This window comes from Kitasatospora sp. NPDC088134 (assembly GCF_044741705.1).
In the GTDB taxonomy this organism is placed as follows: domain Bacteria; phylum Actinomycetota; class Actinomycetes; order Streptomycetales; family Streptomycetaceae; genus Kitasatospora.
The window spans coordinates 109,252-132,668 of record NZ_JBIUTD010000001.1; the positions used below are offsets into that span (position 1 = coordinate 109,252).

General features: G+C 74.6%; 20 protein-coding genes. 10 read left to right on the plus strand and 10 right to left on the minus strand.

Features of this window, described 5'->3' with window-relative positions; translation table 11 throughout:
- Positions 1 to 42: 42 nt before the first annotated feature.
- The 3 genes from ACIOHG_RS00390 to ACIOHG_RS00400 all read left to right on the plus strand — a co-directional run bounded on the left by ACIOHG_RS00390 (position 43) and on the right by ACIOHG_RS00400 (position 2,487).
- Entirely contained in the window at positions 43 to 1,698 is a 1,656-nt protein-coding gene (locus ACIOHG_RS00390; protein WP_400943477.1) for a BCCT family transporter, read from the plus strand.
- Between the two features lie 280 nt (positions 1,699 to 1,978).
- Positions 1,979 to 2,170, plus strand: coding sequence for a hypothetical protein (locus ACIOHG_RS00395; RefSeq protein ID WP_400943480.1), 192 nt, complete (start codon positions 1,979 to 1,981; stop codon positions 2,168 to 2,170).
- A gap of 101 nt (positions 2,171 to 2,271) precedes the next feature.
- A complete protein-coding gene (locus tag ACIOHG_RS00400; protein WP_400943483.1) occupies positions 2,272 to 2,487 on the plus strand; it encodes a cold-shock protein in 216 nt (71 codons plus the stop codon).
- Here the strand turns inward: ACIOHG_RS00400 and ACIOHG_RS00405 are convergent.
- Positions 2,477 to 3,898: a DUF2398 family protein gene (locus ACIOHG_RS00405; RefSeq protein ID WP_400943486.1), complete on the minus strand. Its 1,422-nt coding sequence runs from the start codon at positions 3,896 to 3,898 to the stop codon at positions 2,477 to 2,479. The genes ACIOHG_RS00400 and ACIOHG_RS00405 overlap by 11 nt on opposite strands.
- Before the next feature lie 89 nt (positions 3,899 to 3,987).
- Between ACIOHG_RS00405 and ACIOHG_RS00410 the strand changes: the two genes are divergently transcribed.
- Entirely contained in the window at positions 3,988 to 4,872 is an 885-nt protein-coding gene (locus ACIOHG_RS00410) for a sterol desaturase family protein (RefSeq protein WP_400943489.1), read from the plus strand.
- Positions 4,869 to 5,543 carry a lysoplasmalogenase gene (locus ACIOHG_RS00415; protein ID WP_400943492.1) on the plus strand — a complete coding sequence of 225 codons (675 nt, stop codon included), beginning with the start codon at positions 4,869 to 4,871 and terminating at the stop codon, positions 5,541 to 5,543. Before ACIOHG_RS00410 ends, ACIOHG_RS00415 begins: the two co-directional genes overlap by 4 nt.
- A gap of 124 nt (positions 5,544 to 5,667) precedes the next feature.
- On the opposite strand, the gene ACIOHG_RS00420 is transcribed toward ACIOHG_RS00415, so the two are convergent.
- The 4 genes from ACIOHG_RS00420 to ACIOHG_RS00435 form a co-directional block, all read right to left on the minus strand.
- Complete coding sequence (locus ACIOHG_RS00420; protein ID WP_400943495.1) at positions 5,668 to 6,264, minus strand: hypothetical protein; 597 nt, start codon at positions 6,262 to 6,264, stop codon at positions 5,668 to 5,670.
- Positions 6,265 to 6,432: 168 nt separating this feature from the next.
- Entirely contained in the window at positions 6,433 to 8,463 is a 2,031-nt protein-coding gene (locus ACIOHG_RS00425) for an FtsX-like permease family protein (protein ID WP_400943498.1), read from the minus strand.
- A 662-nt stretch (positions 8,464 to 9,125) separates the two neighbouring features.
- Positions 9,126 to 9,809 (minus strand): ABC transporter ATP-binding protein, encoded by a 684-nt coding sequence (locus ACIOHG_RS00430; RefSeq protein ID WP_400943501.1) that lies wholly within the window; start codon positions 9,807 to 9,809, stop codon positions 9,126 to 9,128.
- Positions 9,806 to 10,333 carry a PadR family transcriptional regulator gene (locus ACIOHG_RS00435; RefSeq protein ID WP_400943504.1) on the minus strand — a complete coding sequence of 176 codons (528 nt, stop codon included), beginning with the start codon at positions 10,331 to 10,333 and terminating at the stop codon, positions 9,806 to 9,808. The genes ACIOHG_RS00430 and ACIOHG_RS00435 overlap by 4 nt, the downstream gene beginning before the upstream one ends.
- Positions 10,334 to 10,441: 108 nt before the next feature.
- On the opposite strand from ACIOHG_RS00435, the gene ACIOHG_RS00440 reads away from it, so the two are divergent.
- Positions 10,442 to 10,972 (plus strand): hypothetical protein, encoded by a 531-nt coding sequence (locus ACIOHG_RS00440; protein WP_400943507.1) that lies wholly within the window; start codon positions 10,442 to 10,444, stop codon positions 10,970 to 10,972.
- 6 nt (positions 10,973 to 10,978) lie between these two features.
- On the opposite strand, the gene ACIOHG_RS00445 is transcribed toward ACIOHG_RS00440, so the two are convergent.
- From ACIOHG_RS00445 to ACIOHG_RS00455, 3 genes are all read right to left on the minus strand, one after another.
- Positions 10,979 to 11,782, minus strand: coding sequence for an exodeoxyribonuclease III (locus ACIOHG_RS00445; protein WP_400943510.1), 804 nt, complete (start codon positions 11,780 to 11,782; stop codon positions 10,979 to 10,981).
- 108 nt (positions 11,783 to 11,890) lie between these two features.
- On the minus strand, positions 11,891 to 13,681 hold the full coding sequence (gene ggt, locus ACIOHG_RS00450) for a gamma-glutamyltransferase (protein ID WP_400943513.1): 1,791 nt from the start codon (positions 13,679 to 13,681) through the stop codon (positions 11,891 to 11,893).
- A gap of 123 nt (positions 13,682 to 13,804) precedes the next feature.
- Positions 13,805 to 14,902, minus strand: coding sequence for an ROK family glucokinase (locus tag ACIOHG_RS00455; RefSeq protein WP_400943516.1), 1,098 nt, complete (start codon positions 14,900 to 14,902; stop codon positions 13,805 to 13,807).
- 222 nt (positions 14,903 to 15,124) lie between these two features.
- Here ACIOHG_RS00455 and ACIOHG_RS00460 point away from each other — a divergent pair, with 222 nt between their 5' ends.
- Entirely contained in the window at positions 15,125 to 16,276 is a 1,152-nt protein-coding gene (locus ACIOHG_RS00460; RefSeq protein WP_400943519.1) for an alpha/beta hydrolase, read from the plus strand.
- A 57-nt stretch (positions 16,277 to 16,333) separates the two neighbouring features.
- On the opposite strand, the gene ACIOHG_RS00465 is transcribed toward ACIOHG_RS00460, so the two are convergent.
- A complete protein-coding gene (locus ACIOHG_RS00465; RefSeq protein WP_400943522.1) occupies positions 16,334 to 17,257 on the minus strand; it encodes a hypothetical protein in 924 nt (307 codons plus the stop codon).
- A gap of 420 nt (positions 17,258 to 17,677) precedes the next feature.
- On the opposite strand from ACIOHG_RS00465, the gene ACIOHG_RS00470 reads away from it, so the two are divergent.
- The 3 genes from ACIOHG_RS00470 to ACIOHG_RS00480 all read left to right on the plus strand — a co-directional run bounded on the left by ACIOHG_RS00470 (position 17,678) and on the right by ACIOHG_RS00480 (position 21,705).
- On the plus strand, positions 17,678 to 18,148 hold the full coding sequence (locus tag ACIOHG_RS00470; protein ID WP_400943525.1) for a hypothetical protein: 471 nt from the start codon (positions 17,678 to 17,680) through the stop codon (positions 18,146 to 18,148).
- A gap of 130 nt (positions 18,149 to 18,278) precedes the next feature.
- Positions 18,279 to 20,357: a bifunctional polysaccharide deacetylase/glycosyltransferase family 2 protein gene (locus ACIOHG_RS00475; protein ID WP_400944811.1), complete on the plus strand. Its 2,079-nt coding sequence runs from the start codon at positions 18,279 to 18,281 to the stop codon at positions 20,355 to 20,357.
- Position 20,358: 1 nt separating this feature from the next.
- The gene (locus ACIOHG_RS00480) at positions 20,359 to 21,705 is read left to right on the plus strand and encodes an acyltransferase (protein ID WP_400943528.1); all 1,347 of its coding nucleotides are present in this window, start codon (positions 20,359 to 20,361) and stop codon (positions 21,703 to 21,705) included.
- Positions 21,706 to 21,760: 55 nt separating this feature from the next.
- Here the strand turns inward: ACIOHG_RS00480 and ACIOHG_RS00485 are convergent, their stop codons facing one another.
- Positions 21,761 to 23,356: a PucR family transcriptional regulator gene (locus tag ACIOHG_RS00485; RefSeq protein ID WP_400943531.1), complete on the minus strand. Its 1,596-nt coding sequence runs from the start codon at positions 23,354 to 23,356 to the stop codon at positions 21,761 to 21,763.
- Positions 23,357 to 23,417: the final 61 nt, after the last annotated feature.

The window sequence follows — 23,417 nt, forward strand, 5'->3', positions numbered from 1 at the left end:
GCCGCGTCCGTCCGGGCCCGGATTGTGGACATAGTGCCTGGTATGGCCACCTCTCCCGACCCCTCGACGGACCGTCAGCCCGCCGCGCCGGACCCCGGCACCGGCCCGGACGCCTTCCCGGTGGACCGGGTGGTGTTCGGGGTCGGCGCGGCCGTCGTGCTGGCGGTGGTGGCCTGGGGCGTGTTCGCCGAGGACTCGCTGGGCCGGGCCTCCGACTCGGCGCTGGCCTGGGTGCTGCACTCCTTCGGCTGGCTGTTCGTGGTCGCCGCGGACGTGTTCCTGCTGCTCGCGGTGGTGATCGCGGTCAGCCGGTACGGCCGGGTGCCGCTGGGGCGGGACGGCGAGCAGCCGGAGTTCTCCACGCTGGCCTGGGTGGCGATGATGTTCTCCGCCGGCATGGGCATCGGCCTGCTGTTCTACGGCGTGGGCGAACCGCTGCAGCTGTACGCGCAGCCGCAGCCGGGGTCGGGACTGACGGCGCAGACCCCGGCGGCGGCGCAGCGGGCGCTGGAGTTCTCGCTGTTCCACTGGACGCTGCACCCGTGGGCGATCTACGCGGTGGGCGGCCTGGCGCTGGCCTACACGACCTTCCGCAAGGGCCGGGGCAACCGGATGTCGGCGGCGTTCGTGCCGCTGATCGGCGAGCGCGGGGCGCGGGGCTGGCAGGGCCGGGTGATCGACCTGCTGTCGGTGTTCGCCACCGTGTTCGGTTCGGCGACCAGCCTGGGCCTGGGCGCGATCCAGGTGGCGGGCGGCCTGGGCTACGTCACCGACGTCCGGGCCACCGAGGGCGTGGAGCTGGTGGTGATCGCGGCGCTCGGCTCGGCGTTCGTGCTGTCGGCGATGTCGGGCGTGCACCGGGGCGTGAAGTGGCTGTCGACGGCCAGCGTGCTGCTGGCCTGCGTGCTGATGCTGTTCGTCTTCGTGGTCGGCCCGACCGTCTTCGTGCTGGACGCGCTGCCCTCCACGGTCGGCGGCTACCTCTCGGACCTCGCGGTGCTGGCGACCCAGACGGGGGCGTTCACGGACGAGGACTGGCTGGGCTCCTGGACGATCTTCTACTGGGCGTGGTGGCTGTCCTGGGCGCCGTTCGTCGGCACCTTCATCGCCCGGATCTCCCGGGGCCGGACGGTGCGCCAGTTCCTGGTGGGCGTGCTGCTGGTGCCGAGCGGCGCGACGGCGGTCTGGTTCGTGGTGATGGGCAGCTCGGCGATCCGGCTGCAGGCCACCGGCGCGGCCGACCTGGTCGCCACCATCCCGCGGGGCGCGGACGCGGGGCTGTTCGAGATGCTGAAGGCGCTGCCGCTGGGCGCGGTGACCAGCGTGGTCGCGGTGGTCCTGGTGATGCTGTACTTCATCACCTCCGCGGACTCGGCCTCCCTGGTGCTGGGCTCGCTCTGCTCGGGGGGCGCGCTGCACCCGCGGACCTGGCTGGTGGTGGCCTGGGGCGTGCTGATGGCGGGCGTCGCGGCGGCCCTGCTGCTGGCGGGCGGGCTGACGGCGCTGCAGAACGCGACCATCCTGGTCGCGCTCCCGTTCGTGCTGGTGATGCTGGGGCTGTGCGTATCACTGGTGCGCGAGCTGCGCACCGACCCGGCGGCGGGCCCGTCCCGCCTGCGCCCGACGCACGGCCTGCGCGACGCGGTCGGCACCAGCGTCGGCGACGACTTCCCGGAGTACGCCCGCCCGCAGGAGTGAGGCCCGCCCCGAAGCCCGAACCCGAGCCCACCGCGAGCCCGCCGCGAGCCCGCCGCGAGCCGCCCCCGAGTGCACCGCGAGCCCGCCGCGACCGCTCCGCACGATCACCACGCAAGCGCTGCACGAGCCGGCCCCGAGCCGTTCCCGAACGGCCCGCGGTAATGCCGATCACGCGTTCGACCTGCGGGGATGCGGTTGTGCCGGTTCCGATGCCGAGATCCCGTCCAGCATTCACCCGCGTTTCGCGACCGCGTAACACCGCCCTGGAAAGCTCTCTGCCATGAACGCCCGTACCGTCCCGCCCCACCAGGACCCGCGCTTCCCGCTGCCCCGCCGCCACCGGCGGCTGCTCGCCTGCGCCGCCGTCGCGGCCTCCGTCGCGCTGGGCTCGCTCGGCGTGGGCGCCACCGTGGAGACCGTCCGCCACGAGACCCGGACCGCCCAGGCCGCCGTCCAGCAGCCCGGCCACTGAGCCCCCGTACCACCGCGCCGCCGGACCGCTGGGCCGGACGGGTGGTGGGCCGCCCGCCCCGGGCGGAGACTGGACGGGGACCGGCCCGAAGGGAGTCCGCCATGCAGACCGGCACCGTGAAGTGGTTCAACATCCACCACGCCTACGGCTACATCACCCCGGACGGCGGCGGCCCGGAGGTCGCCGTGTACTACGACTCGGTGCTCGCCGACACCGAGGACGGCCACATCCTGCACCAGGGCCAGCGGGTCCGCTACGACGAGACCGTGCAGGAGTACCGCCCGGTGGCCGAGCGGGTCCGCCCGCTCACCGGCTGACGGCGCCCACCACGGCGGAGGCCGGGGCGGCGGGCGCGGGGACGGCGGCCGGCCGGGAGTGCCGGCCGGAGCCCGCCGCGGGTTCGGTGGTGGCGCGCGGCGCGTAGCGGGCGGCGGGCGCGCGCAGCAGCCAGTTCCGCCCGGCGGGGGCGGCCAGGCCCATCCGGTGCAGCAGGTCGAGGGCGTCGCGGCGGAACGCGGCCAGGTCGGCGAGGTAGCCGGCGTCCCAGCCCGCGCTCATGCCGTAGTCGTCGGTGATGTCGCCGAGGGTGCCGTCGATCAGCGCGTCGGGGACCAGCACGGCGGGCGGGGCGGTGGCGGCGTCGGCCGGGCGCAGCTCCTCGACCAGGCGTTCGGCGAGCAGCAGGGCGGCCTGGGCGAGGGTGCCGGGGCCGGGCAGTGCGAGGTCGGTGAGTTCGTCGGCGGGGTCGAGCAGGGCGACGCCCTCGGCCCGGATCTCGGCGGTCAGGCCGAGGAAGTCGGCGAACCGCTCGGTCTCGGCGGGGGCGGCGGCGAGCAGGTGGGCGCGCTCGGCGGGGGCGAGGTCGTCGAGCAGCACGACGGGGGTCTCGGCGAGCAGCCGGCGGACCGCGACCTCGGGGCCGACGGCGGGCAGCGGGGGCGCGGTGAGCAGGTCGGCGGCGAGGTCGGCGGGCGGGCGCCAGTCGTCCAGCAGGGCGCGCACGGCGGCGGGGGCGGGGACGGCCGGGTCGGCCAGCGCCCGGGCCAGGGCGGCGTACCCGGCGGGGTCGAGGCCGGGCAGGCCGCGGCCGGGCAGCGGGGCCTTGTGCAGGCGGGCGTGGTCGGGGCCGAGGGTGAGCCGGTAGCCGAGCAGGGTGGCGAAGCGTTCGGCCAGGTCCTCGGCGTGCCGGCGGATCAGCGGGAGCGCGGCGCCGTGCGGGCCGTCGGCGGTGACCAGCGGACGGGCCATCAGCAGCCGGGCGGCGGTGCGCAGTTCGGTGCCGGCGGAACGGTCGCCGGCGGCGGCGGGGCGCTCGGGTTTGCGGTGGCGGCCGCCGCCGGTGGGGCGGGCGGGCGCGGCGGCGGGGGCCTCCCGGCGTATCCGGCGGTAGCCGAGCGGCCGGAACAGCGGCGAGGTGGAGTGGTGCACGGTGGGGCCGTGCCACCAGCTGGTGCCGGGCGCGGGTTCGGCCTGCCGGGGCGCGCCGCCGAGGTGGCGGGCGCCGTACGCGCCGAAGGCGGTGGCGACCAGCAGGTCGGCGGCGGCCGGGTCGGCGGCGGCGAAGCGGTCGGCCAGCGCGGTGGCGGCAGCGGCGACCGCGGCCGAGCGGTCGGCCGCGGCGGCGTCCGGGCGCGCGGGAACGGCGGACAGCCCCGCCCCCGCGGTGCGCCCCATCCCCGTACCGCCGGTCGCCGTCGGGGCGCCGGCGGCTGTTTCGTGCCGCTCCATGTCGTCCCCAAGAGTAGTCGCCGAACCGGTCGCTACGCGCCGGTAACAACCTCTTCCGCAGGCCGCCGCCGTCCCCTAGGGTTCCGGGCATGCCGAACCTGCCCAATGTCGTGCTCTGGTCGATACCGGCCTTCGTGCTGCTCACCGTGCTGGAGATCGTCTCCTACCGGTTCCATCCGGACGAGGAGGAGCAGGGCTACGCCGCGAAGGACACCGCGACCAGCCTGGGCATGGGGCTGGGCTCGCTGCTGTTCGACGCCGGGTGGAAGATCCCGATCGTGGCGATCTACTCGTTCCTGTACGAGCTGACGCCGCTGCGGATCCCGGTGCTGTGGTGGACGGTGCCGCTGATGCTGCTGGCGCAGGACTTCTTCTACTACTGGTCGCACCGGGGCCACCACGTGATCCGGGTGCTGTGGGCCTGCCACGTGGTGCACCACTCCAGCCGGCACTACAACCTGTCGACGGCGCTGCGGCAGCCCTGGACCTCGGCCACCACCTGGGTGTTCTACGTGCCGATGATCCTGGCGGGCGTGCACCCGGCGGCGCTGGCGTTCTGCTCCTCGGCGAACCTGGTGTACCAGTTCTGGATCCACACCGAGCGGATCGGGAAGCTGCCCCGCCCGGTCGAGTACGTCTTCAACACGCCCTCGCACCACCGGGTGCACCACGCCTCGCAGGGCGGCTACCTGGACCGCAACTTCGGCGGCATCCTGATCGTCTTCGACCGGATGTTCGGCTCCTTCGCGGCGGAGGCCGAGCGCCCGGTGTACGGCCTGACCAAGAACATCGAGACCTTCAACCCGTTGCGGGTCGCCACCCACGAGTACGCCTCGATCGCCCGGGACGTCCGCTCCGCGACGACCTGGGGCGACCGGCTGCGCCACCTGGTGAAGGGCCCGGGCTGGCAGCCCGCGCCGCGTACCGCTTCCCCCGCCCCCGCCGCCGCCGGACCGGAGAGTGCCCCCGCATGACCCCCGCCCGCGACCCGCGCACCGCGCGGGTCCTGCTGCTCGCCTTCGCCGCCGTCTCGGCCGCGCACCTGCTGGCGATCGCCGTCCACCTGACGCCCGTCCAGTACGCCACCAAGCCGCTGCTGATGCCGCTGCTGGCGGCCTGGGTGTGGGCCCTCGCCCGGCCCGGCACGCCGCGGCTGCTGATCCCGGCGCTGCTGTTCGGCGCGGGCGGCGACATCCTGCTGGAGATCGGTGGCACGGCCGCCTTCCTCGCCGGGATGGGCTCCTTCGCGGCCGGCCACGTCTGCTACGTGACGATGTTCGCCAAGCTCGGGGCGCTCGCCGACCGGCGCCGCCTGCTGCCGGTGGCGGCGGGCTACGCGGTGGCCTGGGCGGTGCTGATCGTGCTGCTCTGGCCCGACCTGGACGCCGGGATGCGCGTCCCGGTCGCGGTCTACAGCCTGCTGCTGGCCTCCACCGCCGTGACGGCGGCCCGGACCAACCTGTGGGCGGGGCTGGGCGGGGCACTGTTCCTGTTCTCCGACACCCTGATCGCCACCGACATCGCGGGCTGGAAGCACCTGCCCGCGCACGGCTTCCTGATCATGCTGACCTACCTGGCCGGCCAGTACCTGCTGACCACCGGCACCCTGGAGCGCACCACGCGGCAGGACCGACGGCAGGACTGACGGCACGACAGCACAGCGGGCGGCACCCACCTCGTCGGTGGGTGCCGCCCGCTGTGCTGTTCCGTCGCCGGCCGCGGGGACGGGCGGCCGGCCGCGTGCGGTGGGCGCGTCGCGGTGGCGGCGGTCAGGGCGTCCGGCGGGCGCCGCCCCGCCGGCGCAGCAGCCAGAACCCGCCGATCCCCGCGGCGACCAGCGCGCCGCCCGTCGCGATCCGCCCACCGTCGACGCCGACCGAGCCGCCGAGGCCGGTCTCCACGCCGCCGTGCGGGACCCGGGCGCCCTCCCAGACGCCCGCCCCGGCCGCGCCGGCCGACCCGCCGCTCCCGGCGGAGGCGACCGCGACGGCGACCGCGCCGACGAAGGAGTCGCCGTTCGGGCACTTGCCGTCGATGCCCCAGGAGGAGTCCGAGGTGCTGCGTTTGGCGATCGCGGCGGCCATCTCCTGCTCGGAGATGACGGTCGCGTTGCCGGAGTACTTGCCGTCGGGGCCCACGCTCAGCGTGGTCGAGCCGCCGGCGAAGGCCGCCGAGGTCGCGGTGACGCTCTTCTCGGTGCTGCTCGCGCAGGTCACGCTGACGGCGACCGACTGGCCGGGCTGCGCCTGCGCGGGGGTGACCCAGGCGGGTTCGCTGCCCTTCGCGGACGCGGGGGCGGCGGTGGCCAGGCCGAGCAGGACGGTGGTGCCGAGCAGAGCGGCGGCGGCGGTGCGCGTCGGGCGCATGCCGTACCTCCAGGGGGTCGGGCGGGAGGGGGCGGCTCCGTGTGCATCCCGCTACTCCCGGTTGCCGACCACGCTAGGCAGTGCTGTCCGGCCCGGCGACACCTCGGGGCCGTTCGGGGCCGTTCGGGCCGGGGTTTCCTCCGGGCCCGAACGGTTTCCGACGGCCCGTCACTCGTTGCGCGCCGTCTCCGGTCCGGTGATCCGGCGCAGCAGCGGCAGGGTCGCGCCGATCGCGGCCAGCGCGGCGGCCAGGCCCGCCGCGACCGCGAGCCAGTAGCCGGCGTCGAGGGGGTGCAGGGTGTACTTCAGCTGCGAGCGCAGGAACAGGTCGGCGGCCAGCAGACCGACGCCGACCGCGACCGCGGAGACCGCCAGCAGCGGGACGGCGGACTCCAGCAGCACCACCCGGCGCAGCATCCGCAGCGGCACGCCGGTCAGCCGCAGCAGGCTGAACGGCCGCTTGCGCTCGCCGAGTCCGGCGGCGGCCGCGACGGCCAGGCTGCAGCCCGCGATCGGGAAGGTCGCCAGGATCACCACGTTCGCCAGCTGCTGGTAGCCCTTCAGCTCGCCGCCGGAGAGGTTCCTCCCCTCTGCCAGGGTGATCGCCTGCCGGACGGCCGGGTACGCGGCGTCCACCGTGGTGCGGGCCCGCTCGACGGCGGCCTGCGAGCCGTCGGTGCCGACCACCAGCTTCTCCACCTGGAGCGCGGCCACCTGTTCGGCGGTCCAGGGGGCGGTGGGCCAGACGGTGGCGGAGTAGTCGCGGGCCCCGGCCCAGATGTACGGCACGTACGCGGTCGCCGCGCCGGGCGCGCAGCGGCCGAAGACCTGGAGGTCCGCCAGTTCCCGGCAGTCCGCGGTCTGGGAGGCCCGGTCCTCCCCGCCGGCGTCGATCGGCACCACCGTGCCGATGGGGTGCACCAGCAGGACGCCCGTGACGCCGGGGACGGAGCGGAGGCGGGCGAGCAGTTCGGGCGGCGCGGGCCGGCCCGCGGTCTCGAAGTGGCCGTCCGGGGTGTAGCCGCTGCCGAGTTCGTCCGACAGCACGTTGTCGAACTGCCGGCCGCCCTCGGGGAGGCCGCGTTCGGCGGTCATGGTGCCGATGATGCCGACGGTCGCGGTCATCACCAGCAGGGCCAGCACCAGGCCGCTGACGGCGCGGAACCCGGCGGTCGGGTTGTCGGCGAGCCGGCGCACCGCGATCAGGGTGGCGGGGCGCTGGGTGCGGCGAGCCAGCAGGGCGGCGGCCCGGCCGGTCAGCCAGGGGCCGGAGAGCACCAGACCCAGCATGATCAGGCCGAACGCGGACAGGTAGCCGCGGGTCTGGCCCTCGACCGAGGACGGGTGCCAGACCAGGAAGGCCGCCAGTTCGACCAGTCCGGCCAGCAGCGGGACCACCCGCCAGGCCCGGGGCGGCTTCGGGGTGACCCGGCGGCTCACCCCGAGCGGGGAGATCCGGACCCGGTGCAGCGCGATCCGGGCCGCGACGGCTGCCGCGAGCGGGACGCCGAGCGCGACGGCGAGGACCTGGAGAGGCGTCAGGGTGACGTCGGAGGTGAAGAACCGGTCGCCGCTCAGCGACATCCCGGCGACCGGGGCGCGCAGCGCGAGGTGCGGCAGGAAGCCGAGCGCGACGCCCGCGGCGGCGGCCGCGACGGCCTCGACGGCGGAGACCACCGAGACCTGCCGGGGCGTCGCGCCGACCAGCCGCATCGCGGCAAAACGGCGTTCGCGCTGGGTGGCGGTCAGCCGGGTGGCGGTGCCGATCAGGATCAGCACGGGGAAGACCAGCGCGCCGGTGGCGACGGTCAGGATCAGCGCGGTGCCGTTGGACTTGATGCCGACCACGCAGTCGTCGCACCGGTCGGGCGAGGTGCTGGCGATCCGGTCCACCAGGGCGGCGCCCGGCAGTTCGCGCATCGCCTGCGGGGACCGGCCGACCAGGGCGACGAGGCTGTCCGGGGCGGGCAGCGCGTCCTTGCCGAGGATGCCGACCCGGTGGCCGCCGAAGCGGTCGGCGAGCTGCTCGGCGGGCGTGGCGTCGACCAGCCGGGCCAGCGCGGGCGACAGGTAGTACTCGCCGTCGGCGGGCATCCGGTCCACCCCTGGCGAGGTCACGGCGGACGCCCCGGTGAGCGCGACGTCGACCCGCCCGATCTCCCGCCCCTGAAAGGCGTCCCGCCGGGTCAGCCACCACATCGGCGCCTTCCCCCCGGAGGCGGAACTCCCTACCCCCGCACCGGCAACAGCACCTCCCGCCACACCGCCGGAGGCCGTCGCCCCCACGCCGGAACCCCCGCCGGAGGCGGAACTCCCCACACCGGACTCCCCGCCGGAAGCAGAACCTCCCGCCGCACCGCCGGAAGCCGTCGCCCCCGCGCCCGCACCCCCGCCGGAGGCGGAACTCGCCGCCGCACCGCCGGAGGCCGTCGCCCCGACACCGGCTTCCCCGCCGGAGGCAGAACCTCCCGCCGCACCGCCGGAGGCTCCCGTTCCCACGCCGGAACCCCCGCCGGAGGCGGAACTCCCCACACCGGCTTCCCCGCCGGAGGCAGAACCTCCCGCCGCACCGCCGGAGGCTCCCGTTCCCACGCCGGAACCCCCGCCGGAGGCGGAATTCCCCGCCGCACCGCCGGAGGCTGTCGTTCCCGCCGCCTCCCGATCGGCGGGAGCGACCCGGGAGCCGGCCGTGAGGCCGGTGTTGAACCAGGCGTAGCGGTCGTTCTGGGTGTGCACGGCGTTGACGGCGGCGAGGGTGGTGAGCAGCAGTCCGACGCCGATGGCGACGGCCGCGGCGGTGACCAGGAGGCGCAGCAGCGCGTCCCGGCCGCCGCTGACGGCGAGGCGCAGGCCGAGGCGGATCACGGGGTGAGCCTTCCGGTGAGCGAGGTGGCGCGGCCGTCGCGGACGATGGTCTCGCGGTCCGCGTAGGCGGCGATCCGGGCCTCGTGGGTGACCAGGACGACGGTGGTGCCCTGGCTGCGGGCGGCGTCCACCAGCAGGTCCATCACGTGTTCGCCGGTCAGCGAGTCGAGTGCGCCGGTGGGCTCGTCGGCGAACAGCACGCGCGGCTCGGCGACCAGGCCGCGGGCCAGGGCGACCCGTTGGGCCTGGCCGCCGGAGAGCTCGCCGGAGCGGCGGCCCTCCAGGCCGTCCAGGCCGAGCCGGGGGAACCAGGCGCGGGCCCGGGCGAGGGCGGTGGCGCGCTTGGCGCCGCCGAGCAGCAGCGGCAGGGCGACGTTCTCCTCGGCCGTCAACTCCGGGACGAGCTGGCCGAATTGAAAGACGAAGCCGAAGGAGTCGCGGCGCAGGGTGCTGCGCTCCTGCTCGCCGAGGCGGTCGATCCGGCGGCCGTCGAAGTGGATCTCGCCGCTGTCGGGGGCGAGGATGCCGGCCAGGCAGTGCAGCAGGGTGGACTTGCCGGAGCCGGAGGGGCCCATCACGGCGAGGATCTCGCCGGCCTCCACTTCGAGGTCGGCGCCGCGCAGGGCGGGGGTCTCGCCGAAGGCGAGGGTGAGGGCACGGGCTTCGATCAGGGGGCTCATCGCTGGGTGACCTCCGCGGCGAGGGCGTCGAGTCGGGCGGTGGTGAGGTCGATCCAGCGCAGGTCGGACTCCAGGTGGAACAGGCCGTGGTCGGCGAGCAGGGCGTCGACCAGGCTGCCGGTGCGCTTGACCTCGGTGAGTTCGCGCATCCGCCGCAGGTGGGCGGCGCGCTGGGTGTCGAGGTACTGCTCGGCGTCGCGGCCGAGCATCAGGGCGAGCACGACCTTGCTGAACAGCACGGTCTGCAGGTGGGGTTCGGCGGCGACCGGTTCGCGCAGCCACTCCTCGAACTCGGTGGCCCCGGTGTCGGTGATCACGTACCGCTTGCGGTCCGGGCCGTCGCCGGCCTCGGGTTCGCCGACCACCACCTTGCCGTCCCGGGCGAGGCGGCCGAGGGTCGCGTAGACCTGGCCGAAGGGCAGCGGCTTGCCGCGCCCGAAGAAGGCGTCGTAGTCGCGCTTGAGGTCGTAGCCGTGGCTGGGCTCGCGTTCGAGGAGCCCGAGCAGGGTGAGGGGAACGCTCATGATCGAAGGCTACGCCGCGCGTACACTCCGCGTCTATACACTCAGAGAATAGCGACGTGCGGATCTTCGCCCGCTAGCCTCTCCCTGCGGTTTTCACCCACGGGGGGCATGATGCGGTTCGGGCCACTGGAACACTTCACGACGAAGACGGACACACCGCTCGGCGAACTGCTGCTGCTCCGGCGGCCGCTGAAGCAGGACCCCTTCGGCCTGCCGAAGATCAACGGTCCCGAGGACTGGTCGCTGAGTCTGGCCGGCCGGCAGCTCGCCGAACTGCCCGGGTTCGAGCTGTACGCGGCGCGGGGCGCCGGGCTGCGCCGGGGTGCGGTGGGCGGCGTCGAGGGCGCCGAGCTGCGGATCGAAGTGCGCGGCGGCCTCCGGCGCTCCCACCGCGGGGTGGAGTTCCGCAGCGGCGGGCGCACCCTCCGCTTCGTCCGCCGGGGGCTGGCCCGCGCCGAACTGCTGGAGGACGGGCGGACGGTGGCCCGCACCGGCTCCGGCGGCTGGGAGCACGAGGAGACCGACCCGCTGCGGGTGCTCGCCCTGGCGGTGTACACCTGGGCGGCCCTGGACCGCGTCAACACCAACCCGGTGCTGCGCGACGTGCTGCCGGCGCTCCTCGGCTCGCTGATCTCCTGACGGACCTCACAGGTCCAGGTCGACCACCACGGGGGCGTGGTCGGAGGTGCCCTTGCCCTTGCGGGCCTCGCGGTCGACGTAGGTGTCGGTGACGGCGTCCGCGAAGGGCTTGTTGGCGTAGGTGAGGTCGATCCGCATGCCGCGGTTCTTCGGGAAGGCCAGCGCCCGGTAGTCCCAGAAGGTGTACGGGCGGTCGTACTTGAGGGCGCGCGGGACGACGTCCTGCAGGCCGATCTCCTGGAGGGCGGTCAGGGTGGCGCGCTCGGGCTCGGTGACGTGGGTGAGGCCCTCGAAGGCGGCGACGTCGTAGACGTCCTCGTCGGCGGGGGCGACGTTGAAGTCGCCGAGGACGGCGAACGGGCGCCCGCCCGCCGCGTCCTCCCGGACGGCGTCGCGCAGCGCGGCCATCCACTCCAGCTTGTAGCGGTAGTGCGCGTGGTCGACCTCGCGGCCGTTGGGCACGTACACCGACCAGACCCGGACCGGGCCGCAGGTGGCGGCGATGGCGCGCGGCTCGACCACCGCGGCCGGCGCGTCCTCGGCGAGGTAGCCGGGCTGGCCGGGCAGGTCGCGGACCACGTCGGCCAGGCCGATCTTCGACAGCAGGGCGACGCCGTTCCACCGGCCGTCGCCGTGCGCGGCGGACTCGTAGCCCAGCTCGGCGACCGCCTCGGCGGGGAAGGCGTCGGTGGCGCACTTGAGTTCCTGCAGGCAGAGCACGTCCGGCCGGGCGGACTCCAACCATTCGAGCAGCTTGGGGAGCCGGGCGGTGACGGAGTTGATGTTCCAGGTGGCGATGCGGACGGTCACGGCGGCCTTCCCTCGGCGGTACGGACGGACGGGGCCCCGGCGCGCGGGCCGGTCGCCCCGTCCGAACATACCGCCAGGCGCCGACAGCGCCCGGCAGTCGACGGTCCGTCAGCGGGCGGGCCGCAGCACCGCCGCCGCTCCCCCGCCGCGCCGGACCGGTTCGGCGGCGGCGGTCCAGCTGCCGTCCGGGTGTCGTTCGACGCCGGTGGCGGCGCCGATCTCCGGGACGGCCGCGAAGACGTGGCCGAGCGCCTGCAGCCGCGCCGCCTCGGGCGAGGCCAGGAAGGCGGGTTCGGCCTGGGTGGCGGCGGTGTTGCGCTGGCTGGCCCGGGGCGCGGCGATGGCCTGCTCCAGTGTCAGGCCGCGGTCGACCCGGCCGGTCAGCACCTGCAGCACGGTGGTGATGATGGTCGCGCCGCCGGGCGAGCCGAGCGCCAGGTAGGGCCGGCCGTCCTTGAGCACGATCGTCGGCGAGATCGAGGAGCGCGGCCGCTTGCCGGGGCCGGGCAGGTTGGGGTCGGGCACGCCCGGGGTGAGCGGCGCGAAGTCGAAGTCGGTCAGCTCGTTGTTGAGCAGGAAGCCCCGGCCGGGGACGGTGATGCCGCTGCCGCCGGTCTGCTCGATGGTCAGGGTGTACGCCACCACGTTGCCCCAGCGGTCGGCGACCGTCAGGTGGGTGGTGCTCTGCCCCTCGTACGGCTCGGCCGCCGGCTGCCCGCTGCTCGCGCAGGCCGCCGGGTGGTAGGGGTCGCCGGGGGCGAGCGGGCTGGTCAGGGCGCGGTCCGGGTCGATCAGGCAGGCCCGGGCGGCGGCGTAGCGGGGGTCGAGGAGTTGCCGGGTCGGCACCTGGACGGCGCTCGGGTCGCCGACCCAGCGGTTGCGGTCGGCGAAGGCGATCCGGCTGGCCTCCAGGTACTGGTGGTCGTAGGCGGCCGGGTCGGTGAGCTTCGCGGCGCCGTTGGCGGCCAGCACGTTCAGCGCCTCGCCGACGGTGGTGCCGCCGGAGGAGGACGGCGCGATGCCGTACACGTCCAGGCCCCGGTAGGTCACGTGGGTGGGCTCCTGCACCCGGACCCGGTAGGCGGCCAGGTCGGCGGTGTCGACCTTCCCGGGGCGGGCGTTGCGGCCGGAGGCCGGGTCGACCGGCGGGTGCTGCAGGGTGCGGACCACGTCGGCGCCGATCGGGCCGCGGTAGAGCGCGGCGGTGCCGGTGCGGCCGAGTTCCCGGTAGGTGGCGGCCAGGTCGGGGTTGCGGAAGGTGGAGCCGACCACCGGGAGCTGCCCGTCCGGCAGGAACAGCGCCCGGCTGGCCGGGAAGTCCTGGAACCTGGCCTGGTTGCCGGCGGTCTGGTCGCGGAAGGTCTGGTCGACGGTGAAGCCGCGCTCGGCGATCCGCTCGGCGGGCTTCAGCACCTCGTCCAGGTTCCGGCTGCCCCAGCGGCGCAGCGCCTCCTGCCAGGTGGCGGCGGTGCCGGGGACGCCGACGGACAGGCCGCTGGTGACGGCGTCGGCGAAGGGCAGCGGGGTGCCGTTCTCCAGGAACAGCGCGCTGTCGGCGGTGCGGGAGGCGGTCTCCCGGCCGTCGATGGTCTCGACCTTCCCGGTGCGGGCGTCGTAGTGGACGAAGTACCCGCCGCCGCCGATGCCGGCCGAGTAGGGCTCGGTGACGCCGAGCGCGGCGGCGGTGGCCACGGCGGCGTCCACCGCGTTGCCGCCGCGCCGCAGCACCTCCAGGCCGGCGGCGGTGGCGTCGGCGTCGACGCTGGCGACCGCGCCGCCCCACCCGACGGCCTCCGGCTGCTTGCCCGGTGGGGCCTGGGCCGCCCGGGCGGGTGCGGCGGCGCCCAGCAGCCCGGTGACCAGGGCGAGGGCGGGGACGAGACGGGCGAGGGCGCGCATACGGCCTCCCAGGGACGGCGTCGGTCCCCCGTTCTCCCACAGCCGCCGGGCCCGGGACAACCGGTCGTTCGGCCAACCGCGCCGGTTTCACCGGATGTTGACACGGCGTCAACGAATGCGGGGTCAGCCGGGCAGGGCGCGGCGGCGCTTGACGGTGCGGAAGCGGCGGGCGACCTGGCGGGCCAGGTCGGCGGCGCCGACCAGGCCGGCCTCGTTGCCGAGGGCGGCGTGCACGATCTCGGCCTCGGGGCGGAAGCCGCGGCCGGTGAGGGTGCGGCGGAAGGCGTCCCGGGCGGGGCCGAGCAGCAGGTCGCCGGCCTCGCTGACGCCGCCGCCGACCACGAAGCGGCCGGGGTCGAGCGCGGCGGCCAGGTTGGCGATGCCGACGCCGAGCCAGCGGCCGACCTCGTAGAGCAGCTCCACCGCGACGGCGTCGCCCTCCCGGGCGGCCTCGGTGACCAGCGGGCCGGTGATGCCGAGCGGGCTGCCGCCGGCCCGGGCCAGCAGCGGCTGGACCACCGGGGACTCCTCGGCGGCGAGCTCGCGGGCCTCCCGGACCAGGGCGTTGCCGGAGGAGTACTGCTCCCAGCAGCCGCGGTTGCCGCACGGGCAGCGGTGGCCGCCGGGCACCACCTGCATGTGGCCGAATTCGCCGGCCAGGCCGTACCGGCCGCGGTCGACCCGGCCGTCCCGGACCACCGCGCCGCCGATGCCGGTGCCGAGGGTGATCATCACCATCTGCTCCTCGCCGCGGCCGGCGCCGAACCGCCACTCGGCCCAGGCGGCGGCGTTGGCGTCGTTCTCGACCACGACGGGGAACCGCAGCCGGGAGCTGAGCGCCTGCTGGAGCGGTTCGCCGCGCCAGTTCAGGTGCGGGGCGAACAGCACGGTGGAGCGGTCGGCGTCGACCCAGCCGGCCGCGCCGACGCCGACGGCGTGCACGTCGTGCTTGTCGGCGAGCTGCAGCACCAGCTCGACGATGACGTCCTCGACCACCTTCGGGCTCTTGCTCTTGTCGGGGGTCTCGGTGCGGACCCGGTCCAGCACCCGGCCCTCGCCGTCGACGACCCCGGCGACCACCTTGGTGCCGCCGATGTCCACGCCGATCGTCGGCAGGCGGAGCAGCCCGGCGGGCAGGGTGCGGCGGCGGCGTTCGGCGCGGGGGCCGAGGCCCAGCAGGTTCGGCAGGACGGGGCGGGCGGAGCCGTTGGCTGTGGTCACGTGATGAATGCTCCTGGTTTCGGTAAAAGGTCGGCCCGAGTGGAGGTCGGCCGTCGGCGAACTGGCAGACTGAGCCACGAACGCACAGCGGATTTTCACGAAAACGTGATGTTCCTCTCAGGTTTCTCCGGGTGTCGGCAGCAACTGATCGTGTGTTTGACGCAGTCTGACAAGTGTGATGTGCGAACCGGGGGACCGTGCCCCGGACGGCCGGACGACCCGATGCGAGAGACCCCGATGCAGCTGACAGGCACCCCGTTCCTCCTCCTCACGATCGTCCTGGTGCCGGTCTCGATCGTGGTGGCGCTGCTGCTCTGGGGCCGGGTCCGGGGCCCGCGCCCGGTGCAGGTGCTGTCCCGGATCGTGATGCTGCTGTTCTGCCAGATCACCGCGGTCACCACGGTCTTCGTGATGGTGAACAACGCCAACCTGATCTACGGCAGCTGGGACGACCTGCTGGGCACCGGCAACCACGTCCGCGCGGTGCCGAACGTGCAGGCGGAGACGGGCGGCGCGTCCGGCGCGCCGGGCACCCCCGGCAACGACGCCAAGCACAGCAAGGTGATCCAGAAGTTCGACCCGGTCGGCGACCCGAAGGTCCCGAACGACGTGCAGACCACCAACCTGAAGGGCGCGGTCTCCGGCGTCGACGGCGAGGTGCTGGTCTGGCTGCCGCCGCAGTACAACGACCCGGCGTACAAGGACAAGAACTTCCCGGTGGTCGAGCTGCTGCCGGGCTGGCCGGGCTCCTCGAAGACCTGGTTCGGCACGCTGCGGGTCTCCGAGCAGCTGAAGCCGATGATGCAGAGCGGGCAGGTCGCCCCGTTCATCCTGGTCTCGCCGCGCACCAACCTGCTCGGCGACAGCGTCGACACCGGCTGCGCGGACGTGCCCGGCAAGGTCAACGCGGACGCCTGGCTGTCCCGGGACGTGCCGCAGATGGTGCTGGACAACTTCCGGGTGGACCCGTCGGCGGACCGCTGGGCGGTGGCCGGCTACTCGGCGGGCGCGCACTGCGCGGCCAAGCTGGCGCTGGAGCACCCGGACCGCTACCGCGCGGGCGTCAGCCTGTCCGGCTACAACGACCCGGCCGGCGAGGAGAAGTCGCTGACCGCGAAGGACCCGCACCTGCGGGAGGTCTCCAACCCGCTGAACATCCTGAAGTCCGCCAAGACCCCGCCGAAGACCGCGCTCTACGTCAGCGGCAACAAGGGCGACGGCCTGGAGGCCGGCGAGGCGCTGAAGGCCGCCGCGAAGGCGCCGACCACCGTGACCGTGCAGGAGACCACCGGCGCGCACAGCAGCGACGTGTGGAAGCCGATGGTCCCCGGCATCTTCACCTGGCTGACCTCGGTGATCCCGGCCAACCACTGATCCGGCCCGGTGCCGGCCCCCGCGCGGGGGCCGGCACCGGGTTCAGGACTTCGGCTTTCAGGACTTCGGCACCGTGTTCACGTACTCGGTGCCGGCCGCGTAGAAGCCGTCCACGGTCTTCTGCACCTCGGCCGCGGGGACGGCCTGGTCGGCCTTGTAGTAGAACCAGTTGACCTTCATGTCCCAGCTGCGGCTGCCGCCGATCGCGGGCAGCAGGTCGATGAACCAGTTGCTGAAGTGGACGTCCACCTTCTCGCGCAGGACGTACTTGCCGGAGCTGGTGTACAGGTCCTTGCCGTCCATCGCGTAGGTGGCCTTGCCGTCCATCACGGTGATCGTCATCAGGTGCCAGCCGCCGAACGCCTGCTTGGTGGCCTTGGTGACCCGGTCCGGCGGGTCGGCCTTGAACCAGCTGGTGGTGTCGAGCTGCGGGCCGGGCGCGCCCCAGCCGCCGTTGGCCAGGTACTCGAAGTCCAGCTCGCTGTAGTTCGCCGAGGAGTCGGCGGGCGAGATCGGGAAGAAGGTCTGCACCACGTGGTCGCCGGTGCGGCCGGTGCTCGGCTTGTCGCTGAGGTAGATCCGGGCCGCGTAGGTGCCGTTGAGCAGGTTGGCGCCGGTGGTCAGCACCTCGACCTGCTGGGTGCCCTGCTTGGTGCCGTCGGTGGTGGAGCGCAGCTGCATGGTCCGGCCGCCCTGGGCGGTGGAGTCGGCGGGGAAGCCGGCGCCGGCCGCGGACCAGGTGTCCTTGATGCCGGGGCCGCCCGCGCCGGCCCGGACCTCCCAGCCGTGCGCGGCCAGCGCGGGGTCGTCGGCGCCGGTGTAGTGGAAGGTGTCGAACAGTGTCCCGGGCGGGCCGGTGGGCGTCGGCGAGGCGCTGGGGGCGTCCTTCGCGGAGCCGCCCTTGGCCCCCGTGGCCGCGCCGCCGGTGGCGGGGGCGCCGGAGGAGCAGGCGGCGAGCGCGCCCAGCAGGGCCGGCAGCACGAGGAGCCTCCACGCGCGGCGACGGGGTGTGCGGCGGGGCTGGCTCAACTCGGGCTCCTTGGGTGGCGCGGCGGTGGCGCGGCGGCGGTGCGGTGGGGCCCGCCCGCTGTGCGGGCGTCGACGGCCGTTCCGGTGAGGCGGTCATCCTAACGGGGCGCGCAAGGCGCACCGCCCTTGCCCCGACGGGTTCCTGACGTGCATGAGCCAAGGTCAACGGTCCGTGCACAGGTCTGCACCTGTACGTGGCGATACGTGGCGGAAGTCGTCTCGATCCGATTACAACACCGCGTCAGATCGCCGCAAAAACAGACATAGTTCCCATTTCTTCGAAGGTCCCCTCAGGTCCGTGGACTAGCGTTCGCCCTAATCTCCTGCGGCCCGAGGGCCGTGCTCCGAAAGGCCCGCACCATGTGCCCTGTCATGACTTCTCCCGAAGCCGGATCGGTGCCCGCCGCGGAGCCCGTTCCACCCGGTACGAACCCCGCCCCCGAAGAGGCGCTCCCCGAGCCGGTGTTCGTCGACGGATCGGGCCTGCGGGGCCGGCTGCTGCGCGGCCTGGGCTGGCCGGTGTCGCTGGTCGGCGCGGTGCTGGCGGTCGCCATGGGCGGCAGTCTGGTCGGCATGCAGGCGGACGCTCCCGCGCTGGGGATACCGCCGCAGCCCGCCCGGTCCCCGGCCGCCCCGGCGCCCTCCCCCTCGGCCCTGCCCACGACGCCCGCGACGCCCGCGCCGACCGCCTCCTCGGAGGCGAAGCCGGGCGGCGGCGCCTCCTCCTCCCCCGCCAAGCCGAAGAACTCGCCCAGCGCCCCGGCCAAGTCGACGGCCTCCACGGCCTCCACGGCCGGGCTGCGCGGGGCGGCGCCCACCGGCGCCGCGTCCAAGCGCCCCTGACCCGCTTCTCGGAGCAGCACCCCCGAACGTCCGCACCGCCCTCCCAGGAGCACCATTGTCCCGCCACCAGCGCCGCCGGCAGTCCCTGCTCAGGCCGCGCCGACTGGCCGCGCCGCCGCTGCGCTTCTTCATGCCGCTGTCGCTGCTGGCCTGCCTGCTGGTGCTGCTCGTGCTGCGCGGCCTGGCCACCAACGAGGTGTTCCACGACACCCGGATCGCGGTGTCGGTCGACAAGGACACGGTGCCGCCGGAGCTGCTCAAGGGCGGGCCGGTGATCGACGCCCGCGGCAGCAAGAACGCCCACCCGGTGAGCTACCGCATCCCCGACAGGACCGTGGTGCTGAGCTTCGACGACGGCCCCTCCCCGGAGTGGACGCCGAAGATCCTGGACGTGCTGGCCAAGCACGACGTGCGCGCCGACTTCTTCGTCACCGGCGCGATGACCACCCGCAACCCGGAGCTGATCCGGAAGATCGTCGCGGGCGGCCACGAGATCGGCCTGCACACCTTCACCCACCCCGACCTGGCCTACCAGTCGCACGCCCGGATCAGCTGGGAGCTGGCCCAGACCCAGCTGGCGCTGGCCGGCGTCGCGGGCGTGCACAGCTCGCTGTTCCGGCCGCCGTACTCCTCGGACGCCTCCGCGATGGACGACTGGAACTACCCGGTCATCAAGTACGTGGGCGCGCACGGCTACCTGACCGCGTTCATCGACCGGGACACCGACGACTGGAAGCGCCCCGGCGTCGAGGAGATCGTCAAGGCCGCGCTGCCGGCCACGCCCGGCGCGGGCGAGCTGATCCTGCTGCACGACGCGGGCGGCGACCGCGCGGAGACCGTCGAGGCGCTGGAGCAGATCATCGTCAAGCTGCAGGGCGAGGGCTACCGCTTCACCACCGTCTCGGACGCGCTCGGCGCGTCCAGCGCGATGGTGCCGGTGCACGGCTTCCAGCTGTGGGCGGGCAAGGGCTTCATCTGGGCCACCCACGCCGCCGTGGTCACCCTGCCGCTGCTGGTCGGGCTGCTCGCCCTGGTCGGCTTCCTGAACTTCGGCCGGTTCGCGCTGATGCTGGTGCTGGCCCCGGTGCACGCCCGGCGCGCCAAGCGCACCGACCAGTGGGGACCGCCGGTGACCGAGCCGGTCACCGTGCTGGTCCCGGCGTACAACGAGATCGAGTGCATCGCCAACACGCTGAACTCGCTGGCCGCGAGCGACTACCCGATCGAAGTGATCGTCATCGACGACGGGTCGACCGACGGCACCGCGGACGCCGTCGAGGAGCTGGACCTGCCGTTCGTCCGGCTGATCCGCAAGGTCAACGGCGGCAAGCCCAGCGCGCTGAACGCCGGCATCGCCGCCGCCTCGCACGACATCGTGGTGATGATGGACGGCGACACCGTCTTCGAGCCGTCCACCGTCCGCGAGGTGGTCCAGCCGTTCGCCGACCCGGCGATCGGCGCGGTGGCGGGCAACGCCAAGGTCGGCAACCGGGACAGCCTGATCGGCGCCTGGCAGCACATCGAGTACGTGCTCGGCCACAACCTGGACCGCCGGATGTACGACGTGCTCAACGTCATCCCGACCATCCCCGGCGCGGTCGGCGCGTTCCGCAAGGAGGCGCTGCGGCAGGCCGGCGGGATGAGCGACGACACCCTCGCCGAGGACACCGACATCACCATGGCGGTGCTCTGCGCGGGCTGGCGGGTCGTCTACGCCGAGCGCGCCCGGGCCTGGACCGAGGCCCCCGCCAGCCTCCAGCAGCTGTGGTCGCAGCGGTACCGCTGGAGCTACGGCTCGATGCAGGCGATGTGGAAGCACCGGCGCGCCGTGCTCGCCTCCGGCCCGGCCGGCCGGTTCGGCCGGATCGGCCTGCCGCTGGTGGTGCTGTTCGGCGTGGTCGCCCCGCTGCTGGCGCCGCTGGTCGACCTGTTCCTGCTGTACGGGGTGCTGTTCGCGGACGCCCCGATCACCCTGACCAGCTGGGGCGGCTTCATCCTGCTCCAGTCGGTGCTGTCCTGGTACGCCTTCCGGCTGGACCGCGAGAAGCCCTGGCACCTGATCAGCCTGCCGCTCCAGCAGGTGGTCTACCGGCAACTGATGTACATCGTCCTGCTGCAGTCCACGATCACCGCGCTCACCGGTGGCCGGCTGCGCTGGCAGAAACTGCGGCGCACCGGCGAGGTCTCCGCCGCGCCGGTGGAGGTCTGACATGACGTCACCTGCCGAGCCCGGCGGACCCGACGGCCACGACGGACGCGGCGGCCACCAGGACACCGTCGCGCTGCGCGTCCCGGCGAACTTCGGCGGTCACCAGGACACCCTGGCGCTGCGCATCCCCGAGCAGCTGCGCCGCGAGTACGCCGAGGACAGCGGGCACCCCGCGGAGCCGGTGGAGCCGGTGCGCAAGGGCGGCCGCGACCGCTACCTGGACCTGCTGCGCGCCCTGGCGCTGGTCCGCGTCGTGCTCTACCACAACTTCGGCTGGTTCTGGCTGCCGCTGCTCTTCCCGTCGATGGGCGTGATGTTCGCGCTGGCCGGCTCGCTGATGGCCCGTTCGCTGAGCCGCCCCGCGCTCGGCGTGGTCCGGGGCCGGCTGCGCCGCCTGCTGCCGCCGATGTGGCTGTTCGGCGCCCTCGTGGTCGGCCTCCAGGTCGCCGACGGCGGCGGCCCGCACAGCGACGGCCACCCCACCTGGTGGTGGGCCAAGCTGGCGTTCTGGGTGCTGCCGCTGAGCACCCCGCCGTACGCCGACGCGGGCCTGGGCGGCTTCGGCCACCTGGTGGAGTCGGGCTGGGCGACCCAGCTGGTGGTGCCGCTGTGGTACCTGCGGGCCTACCTCTGGTACGTGCTGCTGTCGCCGCTGCTGCTGAAGGCGCTGCGCCGCTTCCCGGTGCCGACGCTGCTGTTCCCGCTGGCGATGGTGATCGTCATGAACGGCTGCTTCCCGGACCAGGAGTTCGTCTACCAGCGGGTCTGGGAGACCGCCAACGACTTCGCCACCTTCGGCTCCTGCTGGGTCCTCGGCATGGCGCACCAGGAGGGGCTGCTGAAGCGGATCCCGCAGTACGTGCTGCCGTCGATCGCGCCGCTGGTGATGGTGGCGGGCTTCTGGTACCTGCAGACCCGGCCGGTCGACCCGGCCCAGTCCACCGACATCGAGGCCTGGCCGATCGCGCAGGCGGTCTGGTCGTTCGGTTTCGTGGCGCTGCTGCTGCACGTCAGCCCGTCCTGGGAGCAGTGGCCGGCCCCGCTGGAGCGCTGGAACGGGCTGGTCAGCCTGCTGAACTCGCGGGCGGTCAGCGTCTACCTGTGGCACGTGACGGCGCTGGTGCTGGCGGTGCCGGTGATCGACCACCTGTGGGACGTCGACTTCTTCTACTCCCACCTGCGCTGGCTGCTGACCAGCCAGTGGTTCACCCTGCTGGTCGGCATCCCGCTGCTGGCCCTGCTGGTGCTGGTCTTCGGCTGGGTCGAGGACGTGGCGGCGAAGCGCCCGCCGCGGCTGTTCCCGTACCCGCGCCGCAAGCGCGGCAAGCGGCGGGTCGGCACGGCCTGACCCGGCGCCGCCCCGCCGCGGGGCCCGGCCCCTCCCGGGCCGGGCCCCGCGGCGTTCAGCGGGCCAGTTCCAGGGCCAGGTAGAAGTCGACCCGGTCCTCCAGCCGGGACAGGTCGCGGCCGGTCAGCTCCTCGATCCGGCCGATCCGGTAGCGCAGCGTGTTGACGTGCACGTGCAGCCGGGCGGCGCAGCGGGTCCAGGAGCCGTCGGAGCGCAGGAAGGCTTCGAGGGTGCGGACCAGGTCGGCCTGGTGCTCCAGGTCGTAGGCGATCACGGTGTCGAGCAGGCGGGAGCGGAAGGCGCGGCGGACCTCGTCGGGGACGGCGGCGAGCAGCAGGACGTGCGAGGCGAGTTCCTCGGGGCCGGCCACGCAGACCCGGCCGACCCGGGCGGCGGCGATCCGGCGGGCGTGCCGGGCTTCTTCGAGGGCGCCGCGCAGGCCGCCGGACTCGGCGGCGGGGGCGCAGACGCCGACGGTGATCCGACCCTCGGAGCCGAGGCCGGCCTCCAGCGGGGCGAGCAGCTCGCGGACGGCGTCGGCGGGGACGGCGGCGTCCAGGGCGGGGAGGACGGCGACGGCGCCGGTGGGGCCGAGGGCGGCGGTCAGCGCCCGGTCGGTGGCGCCGGCCAGCGCCTCCTCCAGGACCGGGCGGAGCGCGCCGTCGGGCAGGCCGGTGGCGTCGGCGGACAGCACCAGCCACTGCGGGTCGGTGCCGGGCCGCTCGGTGGAGCCCTCGTAGCGGACGGCCATGGTGGTCGCGGTGTGCAGGGCGCGGCCGATCTCGGCGGGGTCGGCGTCGCGCTGGAGCAGGGCGAGCACCTCGTCGGCGATCCGGCGGCGCAGCCGGCGGCCCTCGTCGCGGCGGGCGCGTTCGGCGGCGACCAGCCGGGCCAGGTTGTCGGCGAGCTGCTGGCGCTCGGTCGTCCACTCGGTGACGTCGCCGGCGACGGCCAGGATCCAGTCGGCGAGCGGGGACTCCTCGGCGCCCTCGGCGGCGGCGGGCAGCAGCGAGTAGGTGTCGGCGGCGAGGCGGACCCGGTGCGGGGGCCGGCGGCGGCCGCGCTGGGCGGCGAGGTGGGCGCGGGCGAGCCGGTCGCGGTCGGCGGCCGGCAGGTGGTCGGCCGGTCCGGCGACGACGCGGCCGGTGGGGGTGAGCACCCAGCAGTCGAGGTCGAGGTCGCCGCCGAGCAGGTCGAGGACGGCGTCCAGGCCGCCGGCGCCGGCGGCGGAGACCAGCAGGCGGTGCCGGTCGACCAGGGCGGCCAGGTCGGCGGCCCGGTCGGCGGAGACCTGGCGTCCGACGTACTCGGTGACGGCGCCGAAGGCGACGTCGTCGGGGACGGCGAGCAGCGGCAGCCGGTGCCGGCGGCAGGCGGCGGCGAGGTCGTCGGGGACGGGGCCGACCTCGACCTCGCCGGCGCCGAGGGCGGCGGCGCCGGCCGTGACCAGGGTGCGGACGAAGCGTTCGGAGTCGGCGGGGGCGGTGCGCCAGAGCATGCCGGTGAGGACCAGTTCGCCGCCGTGCAGGTAGCGGCCGGGGTCCTGGAGGTCGGTGGTCATCACTCCGGTGACCTGCCGGTCGAGTTCGTCCTCGCCGGCGAGCAGGCGGAGCCGGGGCGCACCGGGGGCGAGCAGGTCGCGGACGCGCATGGGCGGGCCCTTCTGTGGTCTGTGAGGGTGGCAGCGAGGGCTGGGACGGCCCAGTGTGCAC